The 16,636-nt window shown below is 52.5% G+C and carries 17 protein-coding genes; 9 read left to right on the top strand and 8 right to left on the bottom strand.

The features are described from left to right. Positions 1 to 13 precede the first annotated feature (13 nt). The 7 genes from ispD to rpoS all read left to right on the top strand — a co-directional run bounded on the left by ispD (position 14) and on the right by rpoS (position 5,945). Positions 14 to 724 (top strand): 2-C-methyl-D-erythritol 4-phosphate cytidylyltransferase, encoded by a 711-nt coding sequence (gene ispD / locus BEG40_RS15460; protein WP_000246150.1) that lies wholly within the window; start codon positions 14 to 16, stop codon positions 722 to 724. Then, positions 724 to 1,203, top strand: coding sequence for a 2-C-methyl-D-erythritol 2,4-cyclodiphosphate synthase (gene ispF, locus BEG40_RS15455; RefSeq protein ID WP_001219242.1), 480 nt, complete (start codon positions 724 to 726; stop codon positions 1,201 to 1,203). The genes ispD and ispF overlap by 1 nt, the downstream gene beginning before the upstream one ends. Beyond that, positions 1,200 to 2,249, top strand: coding sequence for a tRNA pseudouridine(13) synthase TruD (gene truD, locus BEG40_RS15450; RefSeq protein ID WP_000568938.1), 1,050 nt, complete (start codon positions 1,200 to 1,202; stop codon positions 2,247 to 2,249). Before ispF ends, truD begins: the two co-directional genes overlap by 4 nt. Next, the gene (gene surE, locus BEG40_RS15445) at positions 2,230 to 2,991 is read left to right on the top strand and encodes a 5'/3'-nucleotidase SurE (RefSeq protein ID WP_001295182.1); all 762 of its coding nucleotides are present in this window, start codon (positions 2,230 to 2,232) and stop codon (positions 2,989 to 2,991) included. Before truD ends, surE begins: the two co-directional genes overlap by 20 nt. Then, complete coding sequence (gene pcm / locus BEG40_RS15440; RefSeq protein ID WP_000254704.1) at positions 2,985 to 3,611, top strand: protein-L-isoaspartate O-methyltransferase; 627 nt, start codon at positions 2,985 to 2,987, stop codon at positions 3,609 to 3,611. The genes surE and pcm overlap by 7 nt, the downstream gene beginning before the upstream one ends. Before the next feature lie 139 nt (positions 3,612 to 3,750). Then, positions 3,751 to 4,890 (top strand): murein hydrolase activator NlpD, encoded by a 1,140-nt coding sequence (gene nlpD / locus BEG40_RS15435; protein ID WP_001272603.1) that lies wholly within the window; start codon positions 3,751 to 3,753, stop codon positions 4,888 to 4,890. Between the two features lie 62 nt (positions 4,891 to 4,952). Next, entirely contained in the window at positions 4,953 to 5,945 is a 993-nt protein-coding gene (rpoS, locus tag BEG40_RS15430) for an RNA polymerase sigma factor RpoS (protein ID WP_000081550.1), read from the top strand. 202 nt (positions 5,946 to 6,147) lie between these two features. Here the strand turns inward: rpoS and pphB are convergent, their stop codons facing one another. Next, complete coding sequence (pphB, locus tag BEG40_RS15425) at positions 6,148 to 6,804, bottom strand: protein-serine/threonine phosphatase (protein ID WP_016159612.1); 657 nt, start codon at positions 6,802 to 6,804, stop codon at positions 6,148 to 6,150. A 105-nt stretch (positions 6,805 to 6,909) separates the two neighbouring features. Beyond that, the gene (gene mutS / locus BEG40_RS15420; protein WP_000110912.1) at positions 6,910 to 9,471 is read right to left on the bottom strand and encodes a DNA mismatch repair protein MutS; all 2,562 of its coding nucleotides are present in this window, start codon (positions 9,469 to 9,471) and stop codon (positions 6,910 to 6,912) included. A 285-nt stretch (positions 9,472 to 9,756) separates the two neighbouring features. Between mutS and BEG40_RS15415 the strand changes: the two genes are divergently transcribed. Then, positions 9,757 to 10,110, top strand: a complete 354-nt coding sequence (locus tag BEG40_RS15415) for a nitrous oxide-stimulated promoter family protein (RefSeq protein WP_105285692.1) — start codon at positions 9,757 to 9,759, stop codon at positions 10,108 to 10,110. A 38-nt stretch (positions 10,111 to 10,148) separates the two neighbouring features. On the opposite strand, the gene flhA is transcribed toward BEG40_RS15415, so the two are convergent. The 6 genes from flhA to hypA all read right to left on the bottom strand — a co-directional run bounded on the left by flhA (position 10,149) and on the right by hypA (position 15,918). Continuing rightward, positions 10,149 to 12,227, bottom strand: coding sequence for a formate hydrogenlyase transcriptional activator FlhA (gene flhA, locus BEG40_RS15410; protein WP_016159610.1), 2,079 nt, complete (start codon positions 12,225 to 12,227; stop codon positions 10,149 to 10,151). 73 nt (positions 12,228 to 12,300) lie between these two features. Then, positions 12,301 to 13,311, bottom strand: a complete 1,011-nt coding sequence (gene hypE / locus BEG40_RS15405; RefSeq protein WP_001059920.1) for a hydrogenase maturation carbamoyl dehydratase HypE — start codon at positions 13,309 to 13,311, stop codon at positions 12,301 to 12,303. Then, positions 13,308 to 14,429 (bottom strand): hydrogenase formation protein HypD, encoded by a 1,122-nt coding sequence (hypD, locus tag BEG40_RS15400; RefSeq protein ID WP_105285691.1) that lies wholly within the window; start codon positions 14,427 to 14,429, stop codon positions 13,308 to 13,310. Before hypD ends, hypE begins: the two co-directional genes overlap by 4 nt. Beyond that, a complete protein-coding gene (gene hypC / locus BEG40_RS15395) occupies positions 14,429 to 14,701 on the bottom strand; it encodes a hydrogenase 3 maturation protein HypC (RefSeq protein WP_000334881.1) in 273 nt (90 codons plus the stop codon). Before hypC ends, hypD begins: the two co-directional genes overlap by 1 nt. Continuing rightward, a complete protein-coding gene (gene hypB / locus BEG40_RS15390) occupies positions 14,692 to 15,564 on the bottom strand; it encodes a hydrogenase nickel incorporation protein HypB (protein WP_000337678.1) in 873 nt (290 codons plus the stop codon). The genes hypC and hypB overlap by 10 nt, the downstream gene beginning before the upstream one ends. Before the next feature lie 3 nt (positions 15,565 to 15,567). Next, entirely contained in the window at positions 15,568 to 15,918 is a 351-nt protein-coding gene (gene hypA / locus BEG40_RS15385) for a hydrogenase maturation nickel metallochaperone HypA (RefSeq protein WP_001516945.1), read from the bottom strand. A 212-nt stretch (positions 15,919 to 16,130) separates the two neighbouring features. Between hypA and hycA the strand changes: the two genes are divergently transcribed. Further along, positions 16,131 to 16,592 carry a formate hydrogenlyase regulator HycA gene (gene hycA, locus BEG40_RS15380; protein WP_000158052.1) on the top strand — a complete coding sequence of 154 codons (462 nt, stop codon included), beginning with the start codon at positions 16,131 to 16,133 and terminating at the stop codon, positions 16,590 to 16,592. Positions 16,593 to 16,636 lie beyond the last annotated feature (44 nt).

Here is a 16,636-nt window from a genome sequence, read left to right as displayed (position 1 = left end):
CCCAGGAATTAACATGGCAACCACTCATTTGGATGTTTGCGCCGTGGTTCCGGCGGCCGGATTTGGCCGCCGAATGCAAACGGAATGTCCTAAGCAATATCTCTCTATCGGTAATCAAACCATTCTTGAACACTCGGTACATGCGCTGCTGGCGCATCCCCGGGTGTCGCGTGTCGTCATTGCTATAAGCCCTGGCGATAGTCGTTTTGCACAACTTCCTCTGGCAAATCATCCGCAAATCACCGTTGTTGACGGTGGCGAAGAGCGTGCTAATTCCGTGCTGGCGGGTCTGAAAGCCGCAGGTGACGCGCAGTGGGTGTTGGTGCATGACGCCGCACGCCCTTGTCTGCATCAGGATGACCTTGCGCGTCTGTTAACTCTGAGCGAAACCAGCCGCACGGGGGGGATTCTCGCTGCGCCGGTGCGCGATACCATGAAACGCGCCGAACCGGGCAAACATGCGATTGCTCATACCGTTGATCGCAACGGTTTATGGCACGCGCTGACGCCGCAATTTTTCCCTCGTGAGCTGTTACATGACTGCCTGACGCGTGCTTTAAATGAAGGCGCTACCATTACCGATGAAGCCTCGGCGCTGGAATACTGCGGTTTTCATCCACAGCTGGTCGAAGGCCGTGCGGATAACATTAAAGTCACGCGCCCGGAAGATTTGGCGCTTGCCGAATTTTACCTCACCCGAACCATCCATCAGGAGAATACATAATGCGAATTGGACACGGTTTTGACGTACATGCCTTTGGCGGCGAAGGCCCAATTATCATTGGTGGTGTGCGCATCCCTTACGAAAAAGGGCTGCTGGCGCATTCTGATGGCGACGTGGCGCTCCATGCGCTTACCGATGCATTGCTTGGTGCAGCGGCGCTGGGGGATATCGGCAAACTGTTCCCGGATACCGATCCGGCATTTAAAGGAGCAGACAGCCGCGAGCTGCTGCGTGAAGCCTGGCGACGCATTCAGGCGAAGGGGTATACCCTCGGAAACGTCGATGTCACTATCATCGCTCAGGCACCGAAAATGCTGCCGCACATTCCACAAATGCGCGTGTTTATTGCTGAAGATCTCGGCTGCCATATGGATGATGTTAACGTGAAAGCCACTACTACGGAAAAACTCGGATTTACCGGCCGTGGGGAAGGGATTGCCTGTGAAGCGGTGGCGCTACTCATTAAGGCAACAAAATGATTGAGTTTGATAATCTCACTTACCTCCACGGTAAACCGCAAGGCACCGGGCTGCTGAAAGCCAACCCGGAAGATTTTGTGGTGGTGGAAGATTTAGGCTTTGAGCCTGATGGTGAAGGTGAGCATATTCTGGTGCGCATTCTTAAAAACGGCTGCAATACCCGTTTTGTGGCTGACGCGCTGGCGAAATTCCTGAAAATCCATGCGCGTGAAGTCAGCTTCGCCGGGCAGAAAGACAAACATGCAGTGACGGAACAGTGGTTATGCGCTCGCGTTCCGGGCAAAGAGATGCCCGATCTGAGCGCCTTTCAACTGGAAGGTTGCCAGGTGCTGGAGTATGCGCGCCACAAGCGTAAACTGCGTTTAGGGGCGCTGAAAGGCAACGCCTTTACCCTGGTGCTGCGAGAAGTGAGCAATCGCGATGACGTTGAACAGCGACTGATCGATATTTGCGTGAAAGGTGTACCGAACTACTTTGGCGCGCAGCGTTTCGGTATTGGCGGTAGTAACCTGCAGGGCGCGCTGCGCTGGGCGCAAACCAATACTCCGGTACGCGATCGCAATAAACGCAGTTTTTGGTTGTCGGCAGCACGTAGTGCGTTGTTTAATCAGATTGTTGCTGAGCGCCTCAAAAAAGCAGAAGTTAATCAAGTTGTTGACGGCGATGCGCTACAATTAGCCGGGCGCGGCAGTTGGTTTGTTGCAACTAACGAAGAACTGGCGGAATTACAGCGTCGCGTCAACGATAAAGAGCTGATGATTACCGCAGCTTTGCCCGGTAGCGGCGAGTGGGGAACCCAACGTGAGGCGCTGGCATTCGAACAAGCAGCCGTGGCCGAAGAAACTGAATTACAAGCTTTACTGCTGCGCGAAAAAGTTGAAGCCGCGCGCAGAGCGATGCTGTTATATCCGCAACAATTAAGCTGGAACTGGTGGGATGACGTCACCGTAGAAATCCGTTTCTGGCTTCCGGCGGGAAGTTTTGCGACCAGCGTTGTCAGGGAACTTATCAACACAACAGGTGATTATGCGCATATTGCTGAGTAATGATGACGGGGTACATGCACCCGGTATACAAACGCTGGCGAAAGCCTTGCGTGAGTTTGCTGATGTTCAGGTGGTCGCCCCGGATCGTAACCGCAGCGGCGCTTCAAATTCCCTGACGCTGGAATCCTCCCTGCGTACGTTTACCTTTGAAAATGGTGATATCGCTGTGCAAATGGGAACCCCGACTGACTGCGTCTATCTTGGCGTGAACGCACTGATGCGTCCACGTCCGGATATTGTAGTTTCGGGCATTAACGCCGGGCCCAATCTGGGGGATGATGTTATCTATTCCGGTACGGTAGCCGCTGCGATGGAAGGCCGTCATTTAGGTTTTCCGGCGCTGGCTGTTTCGCTTGACGGTCATAAACATTATGACACTGCTGCGGCGGTAACTTGTTCCATTTTGCGCGCACTGTGTAAAGAGCCGCTGCGCACCGGGCGCATTCTCAATATTAATGTTCCAGATTTACCACTGGATCAAATCAAAGGTATTCGCGTGACGCGCTGCGGTACGCGACATCCGGCAGATCAGGTGATCCCGCAGCAAGATCCACGCGGCAATACGCTGTACTGGATTGGCCCACCGGGCGGTAAGTGCGATGCTGGTCCGGGAACCGATTTTGCTGCGGTAGATGAGGGATATGTCTCCATCACGCCGCTGCATGTGGATTTAACGGCGCATAGCGCGCAAGATGTGGTTTCAGACTGGTTAAACAGCGTGGGAGTTGGCACGCAATGGTAAGCAGACGCGTACAAGCACTTCTGGATCAGTTACGTGCGCAAGGTATTCAGGATGAGCAGGTGCTGAATGCACTCGCCGCCGTGCCGCGTGAAAAATTCATTGATGAAGCGTTTGAACAAAAGGCCTGGGACAATATCGCGTTGCCGATAGGTCAGGGGCAGACAATTTCGCAGCCGTATATGGTGGCGCGAATGACCGAATTACTTGAACTGACGCCGCAGTCGCGGGTGCTGGAAATCGGCACCGGTTCGGGATATCAAACGGCAATCCTGGCGCATCTTGTCCAGCATGTATGTTCGGTCGAACGGATTAAAAGCTTGCAGTGGCAGGCGCGTCGTCGCCTGAAAAATCTTGATTTACATAATGTTTCAACCCGTCACGGCGATGGATGGCAAGGTTGGCAAGCACGTGCGCCGTTTGACGCTATCATTGTAACGGCAGCACCGCCCGAAATTCCTACTGCGCTAATGACGCAACTGGATGAAGGCGGGATTCTCGTCTTGCCGGTCGGGGAAGAGCACCAGTATTTGAAACGGGTGCGTCGCCGTGGGGGCGAATTTATTATCGATACCGTAGAGGCCGTGCGCTTTGTCCCCCTAGTGAAGGGGGAGCTGGCTTAAAGTGCGAGAGAATACCTGGAATTTTCCTGGTTATTCTGCAGCAAGTCAGCGTATCGTGAACATCTTTTCCAGTGTTCAGTAGGGTGCCTTGCACGGTAATTATGTCACTGGTTATTAATCAATTTTTCCTGGGGGATAAATGAGCGCGGGAAGCCCAAAATTCACCGTTCGCCGTATTGCGGCTTTGTCACTGGTTTCGCTATGGCTGGCTGGCTGTTCTGACACATCGAATCCACCGGCACCAGTTAGTTCCGTTAATGGCAATGCGCCGGCAAATACCAATTCAGGTATGCTGATTACGCCGCCGCCGAAAATGGGAACGACATCTACAGCGCAGCAACCGCAAATTCAGCCGGTACAGCAGCCACAAATTCAATCTACGCAACAACCACAAATCCAGCCGGTACAGCCTGTCGCTCAGCAACCGGTGCAAATGGAAAATGGGCGTATCGTCTACAACCGTCAGTACGGGAATATTCCGAAAGGCAGTTATAGCGGTAGTACCTATACCGTGAAAAAAGGCGACACACTTTTCTATATTGCCTGGATCACTGGCAACGATTTCCGCGATCTCGCCCAACGCAATAATATTCAGGCACCATACGCGTTGAACGTCGGTCAGACCTTACAGGTTGGCAACGCCTCCGGTACGCCAATTACTGGCGGAAATGCTATTACCCAGGCGGATGCAGCAGAGCAAGGAGTTGTGATCAAGCCTGCACAAAATTCCACCGTTGCTGTTGCGTCGAAACCGACAATTACGTATTCTGAGTCTTCGGGTGAACAGAGTGCTAACAAAATGTTGCCGAACAACAAGCCAACTGCGACCACGGTCACAGCGCCTGTAACAGTGCCAACAGCAAGCACAACCGAGCCGACTGTCAGCAGTACATCGACCAGTACGCCTATCTCCACCTGGCGCTGGCCAACTGAGGGCAAAGTGATTGAAACCTTTGGCGCTTCTGAGGGGGGCAACAAGGGGATTGATATCGCAGGTAGCAAAGGACAGGCAATTACCGCGACCGCAGATGGCCGCGTTGTTTATGCCGGTAATGCGCTGCGCGGTTACGGTAATCTGATTATCATCAAACATAATGATGATTACCTGAGTGCCTACGCCCATAACGACACAATGCTGGTCCGGGAACAACAAGAAGTGAAGGCGGGGCAAAAAATAGCAACCATGGGTAGCACCGGAACCAGTTCAACACGATTGCATTTTGAAATTCGTTACAAGGGGAAATCCGTAAACCCGCTGCGTTATTTACCGCAGCGATAATTCGGCGGAACCAGGCTGTTGCTTGAGCGTTCCGTCAAGGGATCACGGGTAGGAGCCACCTTATGAGTCAGAATACGCTGAAAGTTCATGATTTAAATGAAGATGCGGAATTTGATGAGAACGGAGTTGAGGTTTTTGACGAAAAGGCCTTAGTAGAAGAGGAACCCAGTGATAACGATTTGGCCGAAGAGGAACTGTTATCGCAGGGTGCCACACAGCGTGTGTTGGACGCGACTCAGCTTTACCTTGGTGAGATTGGTTATTCGCCACTGTTAACGGCCGAAGAAGAAGTTTATTTTGCGCGTCGCGCACTGCGTGGAGATGTTGCCTCCCGCCGCCGGATGATTGAGAGTAACTTACGTCTGGTGGTAAAAATTGCCCGCCGTTATGGCAATCGTGGTCTGGCTTTGCTGGATCTTATCGAAGAGGGCAACCTGGGGCTGATCCGCGCGGTTGAGAAGTTTGACCCGGAACGTGGTTTCCGCTTCTCAACATACGCAACATGGTGGATTCGTCAGACGATCGAACGGGCGATTATGAACCAAACCCGTACTATTCGTTTGCCGATTCACATCGTAAAGGAGCTGAACGTTTACCTGCGAACCGCACGTGAGTTGTCCCATAAGCTGGATCACGAACCGAGTGCGGAAGAGATCGCAGAGCAACTGGATAAGCCAGTTGATGACGTCAGCCGTATGCTTCGTCTTAACGAGCGCATTACCTCGGTAGACACCCCTCTGGGCGGTGATTCCGAAAAAGCGTTGCTGGACATTCTGGCCGATGAAAAAGAGAACGGTCCGGAAGACACCACGCAAGATGACGATATGAAACAGAGCATCGTCAAATGGCTGTTCGAGCTGAACGCCAAACAGCGTGAAGTGCTGGCACGTCGATTCGGTTTGCTGGGGTACGAAGCGGCAACACTGGAAGATGTAGGTCGTGAAATTGGCCTCACTCGTGAACGTGTTCGCCAGATTCAGGTTGAAGGCCTGCGCCGTCTGCGTGAGATTTTGCAGACTCAGGGGCTGAATATCGAGGCGCTGTTCCGCGAATAAGCAAGCATCTGTCAGAAAGGCCAGTCTCAAGTGAGGCTGGCCTTTTTCTTTTGTATGATCCGTCCTGAATAGCGTTGATGGTGACGCCGACTTCTGACAGTAAACTGGTGTGCGAAACCCGATGTCTTTATGAAGAAATTCATGACCGATATTGGTAATAGCGGATCTGAACCAGAGCTGATCCTTATCCTGACGGGATTAACTATTTAATTTTATAAAACGATAACCGTCCGCTTTTCGGCGATCCGGTATCAATATAAATCTGGTTAGCGAATGTCTGAATGTTATCAAACATCATATGTCCAAATATAAAATAATCAGCACCGTTTATTTTTTGTAACTCGCCATTAAGCGACTTCTGCACGCGATCAACAGGCCAGAGTAATTCGCTTTCCGCGATTTCTTTGCCAAATTGATATTCATTACCCGGATAATCTGCATGTGCGATGACATATTTTATAATATCGTTACTCAATTCGATAATATGCGGGAGATGATGAAATCTCAGCAACAGATCTATTGCTTCTTTTTGCTCTGAATCATTTAAATCAAAAAACCAGTCGCCGCCGCTGGCTAACCACATATTGCCATCACCAGTCGCGAATGCATCAAGCGCCATCGCTTCGTGGTTGCCTTTCACGGAGGTAAACCAGGGTTGGTTTAACAGGCGTAGCACGTTAAGACTCTCCGACCCACGATCAATATTATCGCCTGTGGAAATAAGTAAGTCTGTTTCGTGACAAAAAGATAATTCATGCAAACGGGATTGTAATAATTGATAGTCACCATGAATATCACCAACAGCCCATATATGGCGGTAGTGATGAGCATCAATTTTTTGATAGCGTGTTGATGGCATGATTTTACCCTGTAAAATAATCTCTACTATTATACAGGGTATTTTTATTAGATTCGTCAGTTGTCGTTAATATTCCCGATAGTAAAAGGCTATCGGGAATTATTTTTACACCAGACTCTTCAACCGATAAATCCACTCCAGCGCCTGACGCGGAGTCAGAGAATCTGGATCGAGATTTTCCAGTGCTTCGACCGCTGGCGAGGTTTCTTCCGGCACAGAAAGTAGCGACATTTGCGTACCATCTACCTGTGTAGCGGCAGCATTCGGCGAAATGCTTTCCAGCTCACGCAGTTTCTGTCGCGCACGTTTGATCACCTCTTTCGGTACACCTGCCAGCGCAGCAACCGCCAGACCGTAACTCTTACTCGCCGCGCCGTCCTGTACGCTGTGCATAAAGGCGATAGTGTCTCCGTGCTCCAGCGCATCGAGATGCACGTTGGCGACGCCTTCCATTTTCTCCGGCAGTTGAGTCAGCTCGAAGTAATGGGTAGCAAACAGCGTCAACGCTTTAATTTTATTCGCCAGATTTTCCGCACATGCCCACGCCAGCGACAGGCCATCGTAAGTGGACGTCCCGCGCCCAATCTCATCCATCAACACCAGACTGTACTCGGTGGCGTTATGCAGAATATTAGCGGTTTCGGTCATCTCCACCATAAAGGTTGAACGTCCGGAAGCCAGATCATCCGCTGCGCCAACACGGGTGAAGATGCGATCGATCGGTCCAATCTCGACTTTTTGTGCCGGTACGTAACTGCCAATATACGCCATCAGCGCAATCAACGCGGTCTGGCGCATATAGGTACTTTTACCACCCATGTTCGGACCGGTGATGATCAACATGCGACGCTGAGGCGACAGATTTAGCGGGTTAGCGATAAACGGCTCATTCAGCACCTGTTCAACCACCGGATGGCGACCTTCGGTAATGCGAATGCCGGGTTTATCGATAAAGGTCGGGCAGGTGTAGTTCAGGGTATATGCGCGTTCCGCCAGATTTACCAGTACGTCCAGTTCTGCCAGCGCGCTCGCACTCTGTTGTAACGCTTCCAGATGCGGCAACAGCAGGTCGAACAGCTCTTCATAAAGCTGTTTTTCCAGCGTCAGTGCTTTACCTTTTGAAGTCAGTACTTTGTCTTCGTACTCTTTCAGCTCCGGAATAATGTAACGTTCGGCGTTTTTCAGCGTCTGGCGGCGCATATAGTTGATTGGCGCCAGATGGCTTTGCCCACGGCTGATTTGAATGTAGTAGCCGTGCACCGCATTAAAGCCGACTTTCAGCGTGTCCAGACCGGTACGTTCACGCTCGCGGATTTCCAGACGCTCCAGATAATCGGTCGCACCGTCAGCCAGCGCACGCCACTCATCCAGTTCTTCGTTATAGCCTGGAGCGATGACGCCACCGTCGCGTACCAGCACTGGCGGTGTCTCGATAATTGCCCGCTCCAGCAGGTCACGCAGCTCGGCAAACTCGCCCATTTTCTCACGCAGTGCCTGTACTGGTGCACTATCGATATTTTCTAACTGTGCGCGCAGTTCCGGCAGTTGCTGGAAGGCATGGCGCATACGAGCCAGATCGCGCGGGCGAGCAGTGCGTAACGCCAGGCGTGCCAGAATACGCTCCAGATCGCCGACCTGCCGTAGTACCGGCTGTAACTCGGCGGTGAAATCCTGCAATGCGCCAATAGTTTGCTGACGCTCAAGCAACACACGGGTGTCGCGCACCGGCATATGCAGCCAGCGTTTCAGCATACGGCTACCCATCGGTGTGACGGTGCAATCGAGCACGGAAGCCAATGTATTTTCCGCACCGCCCGCCAGATTCTGGGTAATTTCCAGGTTACGACGTGTCGCAGCATCCATAATGATGCTGTCCTGCTCACGTTCCATAGTGATAGAACGAATATGCGGCAGGGTCGTGCGTTGGGTATCTTTCGCATACTGTAACAGGCAACCGGCAGCACAAAGCCCGCGAGGCGCGTTCTCGACGCCAAAACCGACAAGATCGCGGGTGCCAAATTGCAGGTTCAACTGCTGGCGCGCGGTGTCGATTTCAAACTCCCACAGCGGACGACGGCGCAGGCCGCGACGACCTTCAATTAACGACATCTCGGCGAAATCTTCTGCATAAAGCAGTTCCGCCGGATTGGTGCGTTGCAGTTCTGCCGCCATCGTTTCGCGGTCAGCCGGTTCGCTCAGACGAAAACGGCCGGAGCTGATATCCAGCGTCGCGTAACCGAAACCTTTGCTGTCCTGCCAGATAGCCGCCAGCAGATTGTCCTGACGCTCCTGTAGCAGGGCTTCATCGCTGATCGTGCCCGGCGTGACGATACGGACAACTTTGCGCTCAACCGGCCCTTTGCTGGTAGCCGGATCGCCGATTTGTTCACAAATCGCAACCGACTCACCTTGATTCACCAGTTTGGCGAGATAGTTTTCCACTGCATGGTAGGGAATACCCGCCATCGGGATCGGCTCGCCCGCAGATGCGCCGCGTTTAGTCAGTGAAATATCCAGCAGCTGCGACGCTCGTTTTGCGTCGTCATAAAACAGCTCGTAAAAGTCACCCATCCGGTAGAACAGCAGGATCTCAGGATGCTGGGCTTTCAGCTTGAGGTACTGCTGCATCATCGGAGTATGGGCGTCGAAATTTTCTATTACACTCATGGAGTTAGATCCGGTTCCCTGATGTTAAATGTAGTGTGATGGTTTTTATTTTCGTTGTAATCACATAAGGCGCACATGATACCGGAGTTAATCATTTCAGGGGAAGACGCGAAAGGTGAGTTCTTGATGTCGGTTCCGGTAAAAATGCTGTTTTGCAGCGTTTGCTTGTTGACTGTGAAGAAGGGGCGCAACATTGCCTGATTGAAGAAATCTCCTCCTTCAGAGCCATAGTCCCCTTTAAATTTAAGTTGTAATATAAATGCACCTTAAGAGTATGGAGGCAGCATGTCCGGCAAGCGTATCTCTCGTGAAAAACTGACGATTAAAAGAATGATCGATCTTTATCAAGCGCAATGCCCGCAGGCGTCAGCGGAGCCGGGGCATTACGATGCGCTGTTTGCTTACGCGCAAAAGCGGTTGGATAAATGTGTGTTTGGCGAAGAGAAACCGGCCTGTAAGCAGTGTCCGGTTCACTGTTATCAGCCTGCGAAGCGTGAAGAGATGAAGCAAATTATGCGTTGGGCAGGGCCGCGAATGCTGTGGCGTCATCCGAGCTTAACCGTGCGTCATCTGATTGATGATAAGCGTCCAGTGCCGGAATTGCCGGAAAAATATCGCCCGAAGAAACCACGTGAATAGCGTGCCGGATAGATCTTCCTGTCCGGCACTCCAGACAATTAAACCAACGCCGCTTTATCAATTCCCAGCCGTTTCATCCGTGACAGCAGGGTCGTGCGTTTTAGCCCCAGACGTTGCGCAGCGCCTTTCGGACCCGCGACTACGCCGTTCGTCTCTTTTAATACGCGAACAATCAGTTGATATTCATCTTCGCCTTCCTGAGCGACGACCGTTGCAGCAGGCGGCGTTTCAGGTTCTGGCAGTGAGATATCGGGTAAAGAGAGTTGTAGAACATTACCGCGAGTTAGCAGTACCGCACGCTCAATAACATTTTCCAGTTCGCGCACGTTACCCGGCCATTCCATGTTGCTCAATATGCGCAGCGTCTCGGCAGGAATGCTGTCGATATTGCGCCCCAGTCGGCGGGCAATTTTGAAGGTAAAGGCTTTCGCCAGCAGCGGAATATCTTCCGGGCGCTCGCGTAACGGCGGCAGGTGGATCGGGAAGACGTTCAGGCGGTAATAGAGATCGCTACGGAACTCGCGGTCGGCGACCATTTTTTTCAGATCGCGATTAGTTGCGGCGATTAAACGCACGTCTGTCTGAATGATTTTGTTGCTGCCGAGGCGTTCAAACTCCTGCTCCTGCAATACGCGCAGCAACTTCGGCTGTAACTCCAGTGGCATATCACCCACTTCATCGAGGAACAGCGAGCTTTTATCCGCCAGTTCAAAACGACCGATGCGCTGTGCGCTGGCACCAGTAAAGGCACCACGTTCATGACCAAACAGATCGCTTTCCAGTAATCCTGCAGGCATCGCCGCGCAGTTCATTTTCACCATGCGACGATTGTTCCGCCCACTCAGATTGTGAATTGCGCGGGCGATTAGCTCTTTTCCTGTGCCAGTTTCACCAAGAATGAGTACGGTACTGTCGCTTTGCGCCACCATCTCAACCTGTTTGAGCACGCTGTACATGCTTTCGCTGCGACCAATAATCTCGCCAAACTCACTATCCACATTGTTGAGTTGTTCAGTCAGGGCGAGGTTTTCATCAACCAGCCGCTCTTTCAGACGGTGGATTTCCTGGTAGGCGAGGGCATTATCGACGGCGATTGCCACTCGTTCGGCAATCTGGCGCAGCAAACTCAGGTTGGTGGTGGTAAACGTTTTCTCTTCGCACTGTGCCAGTTTCAGCACGCCCAGCATGGTATTGCCAGACATCAACGGCAGCAGGCACAGCGTCTGGATCTGGTTGCCCCAGGTATCAAACAACATGCGTTCGTAGGGGGCTAAATCATCCCGCTCGTGGAGATTAATCAGCAGCATCTCTTTGCTTTTAAATACGCGCTCGGTGAGGGTTCCGGCCTCATCAACTTCACTCTGTTCGTGAGTGGGATGCTGTTTATCGAGATAGTGAGTGGAGTAGACGTTGAGTTTGTTTTTGCGGTGACTACGTAAAACGATACTGATATCGTCGATATCGAAGTAGTAGTGGATCTCTTTCGCCACTTCGCTGACCAGTTCGTCCATATCCAGGCGGGAGAGTACCGCATTGGTGATGGCGACCAGAATGCGGAAGTTATCCCGTTCCCGACATAACAGTTCGTAGTCGACATTGTTGATGATGCGGCTCTGAATTTGCTCGGTGACAACAGAAACAATCTGCGTAAAGGTTTGCAGGCGATTGAACTCTTTTTCGCTCCACGGGCGATCGTCATAACGAATAAATTCACAGCCGCCAAAAATATGTCCTTCCGCTGCCTGTGGCATCAGGCAATAGTGACCAAATTTAGGGTATAGCCCGCTTGTGGCCAGTTGCGGCCAGGTTTCACAAAATTCTTCGTAGCTGCAATGCAGCGTATCAGGACGCGACAAAATGCTACGCACCGGCCCATGCGCCAGAACGGTTTCGTCTTCATATTTTATGGGGGTATCTTTGTCACGCGACGCGTAATAAGTCGCACGTTGAGTCTGCGCTTGCCACAACACAATCGCCGCGTTGTCGGCGAGCGCAGAACGCTTTACCAGTTGCGAAAGAGCCTCACACAGCGAGGCCAGATCGGGCTGCTGCAATAGTGTCCGAGTGATGTCGAACAACCCTTGTTGCCCGAGATCACTCATCGGTGTATACGACATGTTGTTCTTCCAGGAAAGCACCGCTAAGCGGTGCAAAAGGTAAATGACAAATTATAGGAGCTTTAGATTTTTATTAGCATATACGAGGCAGCGGTTCGGCGTGAGGTAGATCGAGAGTTCGTTTCACGCCATAAAGCCCTGCGAGACGAACACCTTTACGCTCCACCACTTCGCCAATTAACGCTGCATCCTGTCCTAGTGGATGGGAATGCAGCGCCGCCAACACTTGCTCAGCCGCATTACGCTCTACGGCAATCACCAGCTTACCTTCATTGGCAAAGTTGAGGGCGTCCAGCCCCAGCAGCTCACAAACGCCGCGCACAGCAGGTTTAACCGGTAGCGCAGCTTCTGAAAGCTCAATACCGCAACCGCAGGCTGCCGCGAACTCATGAACCACCGCGTTCACCCCACCGCGCGTGGCATCGCGCAGCGCCTTCACGCCGGGAATGTCTCGCAGCGTCTGAATCAGCGGCGTCAGCACCGCGCAGTCGCTGATCAGTTCGCCATCCAGCCCCAGTTGTTCGCGCAAGTTAAGGATAGTCGCACCGTGGTCGCCGAGTGTACCGCTAACCAGCAATACATCGCCTGCGGTCAGGGTTTGTGCGCCCCAGTGAATATTTGTCGGGATCGCGCCCATGCCTGCGGTGTTGATAAACAGTTTATCTGCCGCTCCACGCTGCACCACTTTTGTATCGCCAGTAACGATGGCGATGCCAGCCGCACGGGCAGTTTCAGCCATGCTGGTGACCACTGCTTTCAGCGTCTCCATCGGCAATCCTTCTTCAAGGATAAATCCACAGGAGAGATAGCGTGGAATTGCACCGCTGACCGCCACGTCATTCGCCGTGCCGCAAATCGCCAGCTTGCCAATATTGCCACCAGGAAAGAATAGCGGGTCAATGACGTAGCTGTCGGTGGAAAAGGCCAGACGGTCGCCTTCCGCCACCAGTTGCGCCAGATCAAGACGCGCTTGATCTTCCTGCTCAGCCAGCCACGGATTCGCAAAGGCTTCCATAAACAGGCTGTTGATTAATTGCTGCATCGCCTGGCCGCCGCTGCCGTGGGCGAGTTGGATATTATTCACGCTTCACTCTCCTGCTGACGATACTGATACCACGCGGCGCACGCTCCTTCAGAGGAGACCATCAGCGCGCCGAATGCGGTTTGAGGATTACAGGTGTTACCAAACAGCGGGCATTGATGCGGCTTACATTTGCCCGTCAATACTTCGCCACAGCGCGCGCGTGGATCATCGCAAACCTGCTGCGGTGCCGGGCGGAAATGCGCTTCAGCGTCAAATCGCTGATAATCCGGCGTCAGATGCACGCCAGATGATTCGATCACCCCAAGGCCACGCCATTCGCTATCGCCGTTAACACAGAACACGTCGGCTATCGCCTGTTGCGCCAGCAGGTTACCTGCGTCAGGCACCACCCTACGGTACTGATTCTCTACTTTGCTGTGGGCCGCTATTTTCTGCTCTACCAGCATCACCACGCCTTGTAGTAGATCAAGTGGTTCGAAACCAGCGACCACCAGCGGACGATTAAAATCGCTGGCGATAAAATTATAGGCGTCGGTGCCGATAACCATACTGACGTGACCCGGCGCGAGGAACGCATCAATGCCATTGTCCGGTTGTTCCAGCAAACTGCGCAGCGTGGGGATAAGCGTAATGTGCTGGCAGAAGAAGTAAAAGTTCTGCACATCGCGGGCTTTCGCCTGTTGCAGGGTGATGGCGGTGGTCGGCATGGTGGTTTCAAACCCTAAGCCGAAGAACACCACTTTGCGGGTTGGGTTCTCCTGCGCCAGTTTCAACGCATCCATTGGCGAGTAGACGATGCGCACATCGGCACCGCGTGCTTTTGCCTGCAACAGTGACTCCTGTTTTCCTGGTACGCGCATGGCGTCGCCAAAGGTACAGAAAATCACTTCCGGATGGCTGGCAATTTCCACGCAGGTGTCGATTCTGCCCATCGGCAGTACGCACACCGGGCAGCCCGGACCGTGGATAAACTCAACGTTTTCTGGCAGTAACTGATCGAGGCCGAATTTAAAAATGGCGTGGGTATGACCGCCGCACACTTCCATAATACGCAGAGGGCGTTCGGCGGTGTAAGAGAGGTGTGAAGCACGTTCGCGCAGATGCTCAATTAACTGCATCACCTGTTCCGGCGCGCGATATTCATCAACAAAACGCATTATTTTTCCTCGCCATACAGCAGCGCACCGACATCCGGCTCAACGTCAAACATATTTTGTAAGGCGTCGAGGGTGTCGCGCGCTTCGGCTTCATTAATTACGCTCATGGCAAAGCCAACGTGAACCAGTACCCACTGACCCACGCGCGGCTGACCGTTTTCATCGCAGCTGCCGACTAACGTTAAATCGACATCGCGCTGAATGCCGCAGACGTCGACTTTCGCCTGGTTGCCGTCAATGGTGCGAATCTGGCCGGGAACGCCTATGCACATCGCTGTGTCTCCAGCCAGTTCAGCCACTGATCCATCCCTTCGCCGCTGGTGGCAGAAATGAGGATGATTTCAATTTCTGGATTGACTTCGCGGGCGCAGGCGATGCATTTCTCAACGTCGAAATTGAGATACGGCAGCAGGTCAACTTTGTTGAGTAGCATCAGCGAGGCGGCGGCAAACATATGCGGATATTTCAGCGGCTTGTCTTCGCCTTCGGTAACGGAAAGCACCGCCACTTTATGTTTCTCACCCAGATCGAAGCTGGCCGGGCACACCAGGTTGCCAACGTTTTCGATAAACAGAATACCGTTATCGTCCAGTGGCAGGCGCGGCGCGGCGTCGGCGATCATCTGTGCATCGAGATGGCAGCCTTTACCGGTGTTCACCTGAATTGCTGGCGTACCGGTAGCGCGAATACGTGCGGCATCGTTTACGGTTTGCTGATCGCCTTCAATTACCGCGCATGGAACGCTGTCTTTCAGGCGCATTAAGGTTTCAGTCAGCAGCGTGGTTTTACCGGAACCGGGGCTGGATACCAGGTTGAGCACCAGTTGATTACGGGCAGCAAAACGCGCGCGGTTACGTTCAGCCAGGCGATTATTTTTGTCCAGTACGTCAATTTCGACTTCCAGCATCCGGCGCTGGCTCATGCCCGGCGCGTGTGTGCCTGCTTCACCATGACCGTAATGCAGGTCGCCTTCTTCGGTCTGGCTGGGGGTAAATTCAGGCGCTTTAATACCGGTGATTTTCATCTTCGGGCGTGCTGCCGGGGCAAAAGGCGCGCTACGAAACGCGGAATGAGGGTTATGTTCATCACCCTCGATATACAGGTTGCCTTCACCGCAACCGCATGTTGTACACATCGCTCACTCCTGGTCTATTTCTATCCGCCGAATCTGTAAACCGTCGTCTGCCACAATGCGCAGCATGTCGCCATGACACTGTGGGCAGCGGCGGACGCGCTGGGTCAGTAGCGTCACATACTGTTGGCATGTTTCACACCAGCATTCGGCCTCTTGTTCTTCGAGGTGCAGTTTACAACCTTCCGCCACGCTGCCACGGCAAACCAGATCAAAACAAAAGGCAAGAGAGCTGGTTTCGACACAAGAAAATGCGCCAATTTTGAGCCAGACCCCAGTTACGCGTTTTGCGCCGTGCTTTGCGGCCTGTTGTTCGATCAATTCCAGTGCCCGTTGGCAGAGGGTTATTTCGTGCATATCGCCTCCCATTAACTATTGCCAGCTATAAGCAATAATTGTGCCAGTATTGATTATCCCTGCGGTGAATAATGTCGATGATGTCGAAATGACACGTCGACACGGCGTCGAAATTCAGTGAAATCATAAAAATCACCTAAATAACAATGAATTAAAAATTGGCACAGAAAATGCTTAAGGGCAGGCATCTCTGTTAAACGGGTAACCTGACAATGACTATTTGGGAAATAAGCGAGAAAGCCGATTACATCGCACAGCGGCATCGTCGCCTACAGGACCAGTGGCATATCTATTGCAATTCGCTGGTTCAGGGGATCACGTTATCAAAAGCGCGTTTGCATCACGCGATGAGCTGCGCGCCAGATAAAGAGCTCTGTTTCGTTCTTTTTGAACATTTTCGAATTTACGTCACCCTGGCGGATGGTTTTAACAGCCATACCATCGAGTACTACGTTGAAACGAAAGACGGCGAAGATAAGCAGCGGATTGCACTGGCTCAGTTGAGCAGTGACGGCATGATTGATGGCAAGGTCAACATACGTAATCGCGAACAAGTGCTGGAACACTATCTCGAAAAAATCGCCGGCGTTTACGACAGCTTATACACCGCCATTGAAAACAATACCCCGGTGAATTTAAGCCAACTGGTAGAGGGACAAAGCTCGGCAGCATGAGCTGAGGCTTTGCCCGTTTTGCAGGCGTCATGCCTGTTTGGGGA

The organism is Escherichia sp. MOD1-EC5495 (genome assembly GCF_002965965.1).
GTDB lineage: Bacteria > Pseudomonadota > Gammaproteobacteria > Enterobacterales > Enterobacteriaceae > Escherichia > Escherichia ruysiae.
The sequence above is the reverse complement of the archived record's forward strand: the minus strand, read 5'-3'. Positions and strand labels throughout refer to the sequence as shown.

What these genes read in the sequence shown, in the direction of transcription:
- pphB (WP_016159612.1), bottom strand. Translation starts at nt 6,804, where the DNA reads ATGCCATCAACACGCTATCAAAAAATTGATGCTCATCACTACCGCCAT.
- hypD (WP_105285691.1), bottom strand. Translation starts at nt 14,429, where the DNA reads ATGCGTTTTGTTGATGAATATCGCGCGCCGGAACAGGTGATGCAGTTA.
- hypB (WP_000337678.1), bottom strand. Translation starts at nt 15,564, where the DNA reads ATGTGTACAACATGCGGTTGCGGTGAAGGCAACCTGTATATCGAGGGT.
- hypA (WP_001516945.1), bottom strand. Translation starts at nt 15,918, where the DNA reads ATGCACGAAATAACCCTCTGCCAACGGGCACTGGAATTGATCGAACAA.
- ispD (WP_000246150.1), top strand. Translation starts at nt 14, where the DNA reads ATGGCAACCACTCATTTGGATGTTTGCGCCGTGGTTCCGGCGGCCGGA.
- surE (WP_001295182.1), top strand. Translation starts at nt 2,230, where the DNA reads ATGCGCATATTGCTGAGTAATGATGACGGGGTACATGCACCCGGTATA.
- flhA (WP_016159610.1), bottom strand. Translation starts at nt 12,227, where the DNA reads ATGTCGTATACACCGATGAGTGATCTCGGGCAACAAGGGTTGTTCGAC.
- hycA (WP_000158052.1), top strand. Translation starts at nt 16,131, where the DNA reads ATGACTATTTGGGAAATAAGCGAGAAAGCCGATTACATCGCACAGCGG.
- truD (WP_000568938.1), top strand. Translation starts at nt 1,200, where the DNA reads ATGATTGAGTTTGATAATCTCACTTACCTCCACGGTAAACCGCAAGGC.
- mutS (WP_000110912.1), bottom strand. Translation starts at nt 9,471, where the DNA reads ATGAGTGTAATAGAAAATTTCGACGCCCATACTCCGATGATGCAGCAG.
- hypC (WP_000334881.1), bottom strand. Translation starts at nt 14,701, where the DNA reads ATGTGCATAGGCGTTCCCGGCCAGATTCGCACCATTGACGGCAACCAG.
- nlpD (WP_001272603.1), top strand. Translation starts at nt 3,751, where the DNA reads ATGAGCGCGGGAAGCCCAAAATTCACCGTTCGCCGTATTGCGGCTTTG.
- ispF (WP_001219242.1), top strand. Translation starts at nt 724, where the DNA reads ATGCGAATTGGACACGGTTTTGACGTACATGCCTTTGGCGGCGAAGGC.
- rpoS (WP_000081550.1), top strand. Translation starts at nt 4,953, where the DNA reads ATGAGTCAGAATACGCTGAAAGTTCATGATTTAAATGAAGATGCGGAA.
- pcm (WP_000254704.1), top strand. Translation starts at nt 2,985, where the DNA reads ATGGTAAGCAGACGCGTACAAGCACTTCTGGATCAGTTACGTGCGCAA.
- BEG40_RS15415 (WP_105285692.1), top strand. Translation starts at nt 9,757, where the DNA reads ATGTCCGGCAAGCGTATCTCTCGTGAAAAACTGACGATTAAAAGAATG.